Here is a 6,442-nt window from a genome sequence, read left to right as displayed (position 1 = left end):
ATTCATATGAGAATATGTTTTTAACGCTATTTTCGTTTCTTCGCTATCTAATATGATTTTTTTAATATCATTTTCTATAACTAAAGAGGATGAAACAGATGAATGTGTTATGATACAAACCGGATTTGCATCATTTACTATATAATTAATTCGCTCGGCTGGGTATTCTGGATCTATTGGTAAATATGCTGCACCTGCCTTTAGAACTGCTAACATACTAACTACCATTTCTATTGATCGTGGAAATACTAAGGCTACAAACTGATTTGCTTGTATTCCTTCTTCTACTAAATAGTTTGCAAGTTCATTCGCTCGTTCATTTAGCTCTTTATACGTAAGTTTTATCCCGTTACAAGTAACTGCTATATTATTTGGATTTTTTTGTACTTGTTTTTCAAATAATATAGGTAGATTAATTAGCTCTTCAGCTCTCTTAGTTTCATTCCATTCCAATAAAACTTTATGATTTTCTTCAGGAAGAGTAATGTTTATTTTTCCAATCGGCTCGTCTTTGTGATAATTATTTATCACTAATTCTAATAGATTCATAAATCTTTCTTTATGCAATGCTAGTTCCGTATCGCTATATACTTCCGGATTCGCATCAAAATGAATCATTAGCTCATTTTCATCGAAGCGCTTATATACATTTATCGATAAATCATCGACAGGTCCTGCTGATAAATTATGTGTAATGCCACGATTTCCAGCAAAGTTAAGCCCGTAATCAAAAGGCATAACATTCACTAACGGCCCAAATAACCTTTGATTTTCACCTAGTAACTTTAAGTCTCTTCTTAATTCCTCATGACGATATTTATGATGACGACGTATATCTCGAATTTCTTCAGAAACTTGCTGTATTAATTCTGCAAAAGTTATATTTGGAGTTAACTTTAGACGAAGTGGAACTAAATTCATTACCATGCTTGGTGTATGAATAGATACAGAACCAAGACGCCCCATCATCGGTAAACCTAAAACAATATCATTTGCACCTGTTAATTTATGCATATAAATACTTGTTACAGCTACAACAAATTCGGGCCAACTCGTTAACGAAATATTGATATCTTCTAGTAACGTTTTCGTACTAGAATTTGATAAATAAGCAGTTTCTCGTGAAAATCCATTTGATGTTCTCGGCGCTCGTTCTGCTAAACTTACAACTTCCGGTTCATCTGCAAACTTCTCTAACCAAAAAGTACGATCTTTCTGAAATTGTTTAGATTCACGATACTCATTATCTTCTTGTACAATTTTTGCAAGAGAGCCAAATGGCTTTTCATTCTTGTTTGTTTCTTCTATAAGTGATGTATACTCATTCGCTACCTTTTGGCTAAGAAGTGAAAATCCATAGCCATCCATCACAATGTGATGGATGCGCTGATACCAAAAGAAACGATTATTTTCAATTTGAATAAGTGCTTCAGTAAATAATTTATCCTCTGTTAAATCCACGGGCATAGATAAATCATTTTTCATCCATACCTTAGCAGCTTCTTCAGGATTTTCCTCTTTACGAACGTCAATAAAATGCATATGAAACTTTGACGATTCCTCAATAACTTGCCATGGGCCAATTTCATCCTCTTCGAAACGAACATGAAGTGCTTCTGCTTCTGTTATAACTTTACATACAGCTAACTCGAAAATTTCTTGATTAATATTTCCGTTTATTTCTATATATTCCCCAGCATTATAAATCGGACTAAGCGGATCTAATTGTTGCGCAAACCACATACCAGACTGCGCAGATGATAACGAATGACGAATCTTTTGACTATTAGGCATTCTTTACTACCCCTTTATTATGTAGTCTATTTGTTACAGCACTTGTGCTGCTTGTGAAGATAGTAAACGGTACCAATCATCAACAGTTGGACGTTCTGCTAAATCTGCAAAAGTGATTTCTTTCCCTTCGCGGCGCCACTTCTCTACTAAACTCATAATTCTGACCGAATCAAGTCCTCTATTTAATAAATCTTCATCAACTTCAATACTCTCTACTGGCTCACGGAGTAATTGTGCAACTAGTTCATGCACTTCCTGTAAAGTGATCCCTTCACCGTCATCACCTTTTAAATTTTGTAAATCTTTTAACAGTAAGTTGGTTGATGTCGTTACTGCACATCTATTAGATGCATACTGCAATGCTTGTTTATGATGCTCTAGTGAAAAATCAGCAACTGCATCTGCTACAAAAAATGGCTCTATACCATCCATAAATGCTTCACAAGCTGTTAAAAGGCAGCCAATATTCGCATAAATACCGCAAATAATAAGTTGATCTCTTCCCTGCTCATTTAAAATTTCTAATAGATTCGTCTTTTTAAATGCACTATATCTCCATTTTGTTAGGAATATATCATCTTCGTCTGGAGTGAGTTCATCGACAATTTTCTTTTTATTCGGTCCAGCAGGAATACCGTCACCCCAAAAGTCTTGTAATAGCCCTCGTTGTTCTAACGTTTGTCCACCAGGTTGTGCTGTATAAACAACCGGTATACCAAGTTCCTTACATCTTTCTCTTATCACCTTAATATTTGAAATTAGTTCTACTTTTGGCGATTCTTTATCGCTATATGCATCAAGAAAATATTCTTGCATGTCGTGGATTAGAAGAACTGCACGTTTCGGATCCGGTGTCCAATTCACTTTATTTTTTGGTAGTTCTGATTCAATTGGCATTTTATATACTGAAATAGATGGGATAGCCATCTAATCACTTCCTTCCGATTCTAATAGTTTTTTATCGTTTTACTGTAATAAGTTTTGCAGCAATGACTTTACGTAATTCTTTTTTGCTTACTTTTCCAACACCTGTTTGCGGGAATGATTCAATAAATTCGATTCGATCTGGAATCTTATACGCCGCTATACCACGTTCTCTTAAAAATATTTTTAATTCACTTACTGTTGGAGTTTGTCCACGAGCTATAACAAAAGCACAAGTACGTTCTCCTAAATAATCGTCAGGCATAGATACAATTGCTACATCATGTACTGCATCGTGTGCTAAAAGATGATTTTCAACTTCCTCCGCAGCAACTTTCTCACCACCACGGTTAATTTGATCTTTATCTCTTCCTTCTACAATGATGTAACCTTGTTCATTCACTTTCACAAGATCACCTGTGCGATAAAAACCATCTTCTGTAAATGATCTTGCATTATGCTCTGCTGCTTTATAATAGCCACGAATTGTATATGGCCCTCGCGTTAATAAACTACCTACTTCACCATGCTTAACATCATTATCATTTTCATCAACAACTCTTACTTCATCGAATGTAGACATCGGTCTACCTTGTGTATGAATAATGATTTCTTCAGGATCATTTAATCTTGTGTAATTTACTAACCCTTCTGCCATACCGAACACTTGCTGTAACGTACATCCAAATGTAGGGCGAATACGCTTCGCAACTTCGGCACTAAATTTCGCACCTCCTACTTGAATAACTTGCAGGCTCGATAAATCGTTGTTACGGGAAGATGCAGCATCAAGCCAAATCATTGCTAATGGCGGAACGAGAGCGGTAATCGTCACTTTTTCTTTTTCTATAAGAGCAAATGCCTCATCTGGACTCCCTCCAGTTGCCAACACTACTTTTCCACCCGCATAAAAAGTTCCAAATGTCCCTGGAGAACTCATTGGGTAATTGTGTGCTACTGGAAGAACTGCCATATAGACACTTTCTGCATTCAAATTACAAATTTCAGCGCTAACACGTAAACTATAAATATAGTCATCATGTGTTCTAGGAATTAATTTAGAAAGCCCTGTTGTCCCTCCTGATAATTGGAGAAACGCAACATCACTTGGCTGAACTTCTGGTAATGGAACCGGATCCATATAAAGATTATTTATGTTCACAAATTCTTCTTCTTCCCCCACTACGATTACATGTTGTAAGGTTGGAACTTTCTCTTTCACTTCTCTTGCTAGTTTTCGATAATCAAATCCGAGTGCCTTATCTGAAATAACGTAAGCGCTCGCCTCACCAAACTCACAAAAATAACTAATTTCACTGCTTCGATGTGAAGGTAGCGCAAAAACAGGAAGCGCTCCAATTCGAAATAGTGCAAAACATATTTCGAAAAACTCTATAACATTGGGTAGCTGAAGAACAACTCGGTCCTCTTGCTTTATTCCTAAATTCAATAAACCTGCAGCTAAGCGATCTACCTTTTTATCAAGTTCACTATACGTTATATGTGTATTACTACTTACAATCGCAATTTCATCTCCATGCTTTTCAGCGCGTTCTCTTAACATCGCACCAAATGTCTCTCCAAGCCAACAACCTTCTTCTCGATAACGGTCCACTAATTCTTTTGGCCATTCCGTATAACCTGTTAACATTCTTTCTTCCCCCTACTTTTCATTCAATGAATTATCACTTAACCCTAAAGCTTTTAACATTGTTTGAAATTTAGCTGATGTCTCCGCTAACTCCTCTTCTGGTTTTGATTCAGCAACAACTCCAGCTCCTGCAAATAATCGAAGTGTATTCTCTTGCACTTCAGCACATCGAATTGTAACAATCCATTCGCCATCTCCATTTAGATCGCTCCACCCTAACATTCCTGTAAAGAATTCACGGTCAAATGGCTCAATTTGTTGAATAGCCTCTCTCGCTTCTTCCATTGGAGTTCCGCAAACTGCTGGCGTAGGATGAAGAGCAATTGCTAATTCTAAAGAAGAAGTATTTGGATCCTTAAGTTCACCTTTCACTTCTGTAGACAAATGCCACATTGCTTCACTATGAATAACTGATGGTTTTTCCGGAACATGTAATGTATGACAATACGGAAGAAGTGCAGCGGCAACCGCTTCAACTACTACCGCATGTTCATGTAAATCTTTTGGAGAAGAAAGTAATTCTTCTGCTCTTCTTTTATCTTCTGCTGGATCATCACTACGTGGTCTTGAACCAGCTAACGGATTAGAAATTACTTGCATACCATGACGTGAAACAAGTAATTCAGGGCTTGCTCCAATTAACGTCTTACTTTTCTCGTTTTCATCTTTCGGTAAATTAACAGCAAATGTGTAGCCGTGCTTATTATGTTCTGCTAATTCACGAAGAAGCTTTTGTTTATCAATTACCTCTGAAGATTTAACATCCAACGATCTAGATAGCACGATTTTCTTTAAATCTCCGTCCTGAATTTTTGCTATTCCTTGCTTCACACCATTCATGTAAACTTCAGGCTCTGGAACTGGTGTCATTTCAAATGCCAGTTTCTCATTTTGTTTTATCTCATTTGTTTTTTCTAACTGTAAACGCTCAGTAATTCTGCAATATTCTGGTACAATAAGTTGAACTTCTTTTCTACGATCAAATGGCAAAGCTCCTACAACGATAGGATTTGGATTTCCATCCTGTTTGGCATTACTTAATACCGCCTTTACAAGCTCTGGAAAACTTTCGATTTCACTATGTTTTACTGTAGTAAACTCTCCTTCTGCCAATATCGTTCGATTTGGTGAAGCAAAAAAGAATGAAGATTCAGTCTTATAATCTTCTAAAAGTTTTTCTGACAGTTCCTTTACGGCTGTAAGTTCATTCATAGTATAATAACCTCCTGAATTTTTTATTAAGCTCCTAATGTAGCTCCGCCATCTACACATAAATTGTGCATTGTAATATGACTTGCTTTATCTGAAGCTAAAAACAATACTGCTTCAGCAATTTCTGAAGGTTGTGCAATTTTTTGTAAAGGAATTCCGAGTCTATATGTATTTTGAGAACCAGCAATTATATTTTCAGCTCCATTCTCATCAGCCCATAGTAATCTTTGCATTTCAGTTTCAGTAGAACCCGGAGAAACTAAGTTACAACGAATATTGTATGCTGCAAGTTCTAATCCTAAACACTTCATGAACATCGTCGTTGCAGCTTTTGATGCAGCATACGCAGCCATCTCCATTCTCGGAGTATTTGCCGCATTTGAACCAACTGTAACAATTGCCCCTGACTTCCTTAACATCATATGTTTACTTACTGCTCGGGACATATAGAAAACTCCTGTAGTATTTACAGAGAATGTTTTATTCCATTCTTCGTCACTTAAAGAGTGAATCGCTCCCATACGTAGAACCCCTGCAACATTTACTAATATATCTATTGGCGCTATATCATTTTCAATTCGTTCTACTACCTCTTCAACAGTGACACTATCACTCACATCTAAATGAAACGTCTTAATACGACTTTCATTTGATGCATAATGATTTAAAAACATATTAAGCCCTTCTGCATTTTGATCAACCGCAATAACTGTAGCTCCTCTTTCTAAAAACATTTTTGCTACAACACTACCTATACCTTGAGCGGCACCTGTTACTAAAACGGTTTTTCCATCAAATTCCCCTAAGTTCATTTCCTCTATCCTCTCATATAAAAATTAATCTCATTAAACAACATAAACG

5 protein-coding genes are annotated in these 6,442 nt (G+C 36.4%); all 5 read right to left on the bottom strand.

Going from position 1 to position 6,442, the window contains the following annotated elements; translation table 11 throughout:
* The coding region (locus tag AB3X48_RS15700) for a condensation domain-containing protein (protein WP_367959722.1) at nucleotides 1–1,794 on the bottom strand (1,794 nt) is incomplete at its 3' end.
* A gap of 33 nt (nucleotides 1,795–1,827) precedes the next feature.
* Nucleotides 1,828–2,721, bottom strand: a complete 894-nt coding sequence (locus AB3X48_RS15695) for an isochorismatase family protein (RefSeq protein ID WP_367959721.1) — start codon at nucleotides 2,719–2,721, stop codon at nucleotides 1,828–1,830.
* 31 nt (nucleotides 2,722–2,752) lie between these two features.
* Entirely contained in the window at nucleotides 2,753–4,369 is a 1,617-nt protein-coding gene (locus AB3X48_RS15690; protein WP_367959720.1) for a (2,3-dihydroxybenzoyl)adenylate synthase, read from the bottom strand.
* A gap of 12 nt (nucleotides 4,370–4,381) precedes the next feature.
* On the bottom strand, nucleotides 4,382–5,581 hold the full coding sequence (gene dhbC, locus AB3X48_RS15685; RefSeq protein WP_078181576.1) for an isochorismate synthase DhbC: 1,200 nt from the start codon (nucleotides 5,579–5,581) through the stop codon (nucleotides 4,382–4,384).
* 26 nt (nucleotides 5,582–5,607) lie between these two features.
* Nucleotides 5,608–6,393: a 2,3-dihydro-2,3-dihydroxybenzoate dehydrogenase gene (gene dhbA, locus AB3X48_RS15680; RefSeq protein ID WP_088078512.1), complete on the bottom strand. Its 786-nt coding sequence runs from the start codon at nucleotides 6,391–6,393 to the stop codon at nucleotides 5,608–5,610.
* Nucleotides 6,394–6,442 lie beyond the last annotated feature (49 nt).

This window comes from Bacillus sp. S4 (assembly GCF_040838205.1).
Classification (GTDB): domain Bacteria; phylum Bacillota; class Bacilli; order Bacillales; family Bacillaceae_G; genus Bacillus_A; species Bacillus_A cereus_U.
Note: the sequence above shows the minus strand (reverse complement) of the source record. Positions and strands in the feature narration are given on the sequence as shown.

Coding starts and splice junctions, on each gene's coding strand:
- AB3X48_RS15695 (WP_367959721.1), bottom strand. CDS start 2,721: ATGGCTATCCCATCTATTTCAGTATATAAAATGCCAATTGAATCAGAA.
- AB3X48_RS15690 (WP_367959720.1), bottom strand. CDS start 4,369: ATGTTAACAGGTTATACGGAATGGCCAAAAGAATTAGTGGACCGTTAT.
- dhbC (WP_078181576.1), bottom strand. CDS start 5,581: ATGAATGAACTTACAGCCGTAAAGGAACTGTCAGAAAAACTTTTAGAA.
- dhbA (WP_088078512.1), bottom strand. CDS start 6,393: ATGAACTTAGGGGAATTTGATGGAAAAACCGTTTTAGTAACAGGTGCC.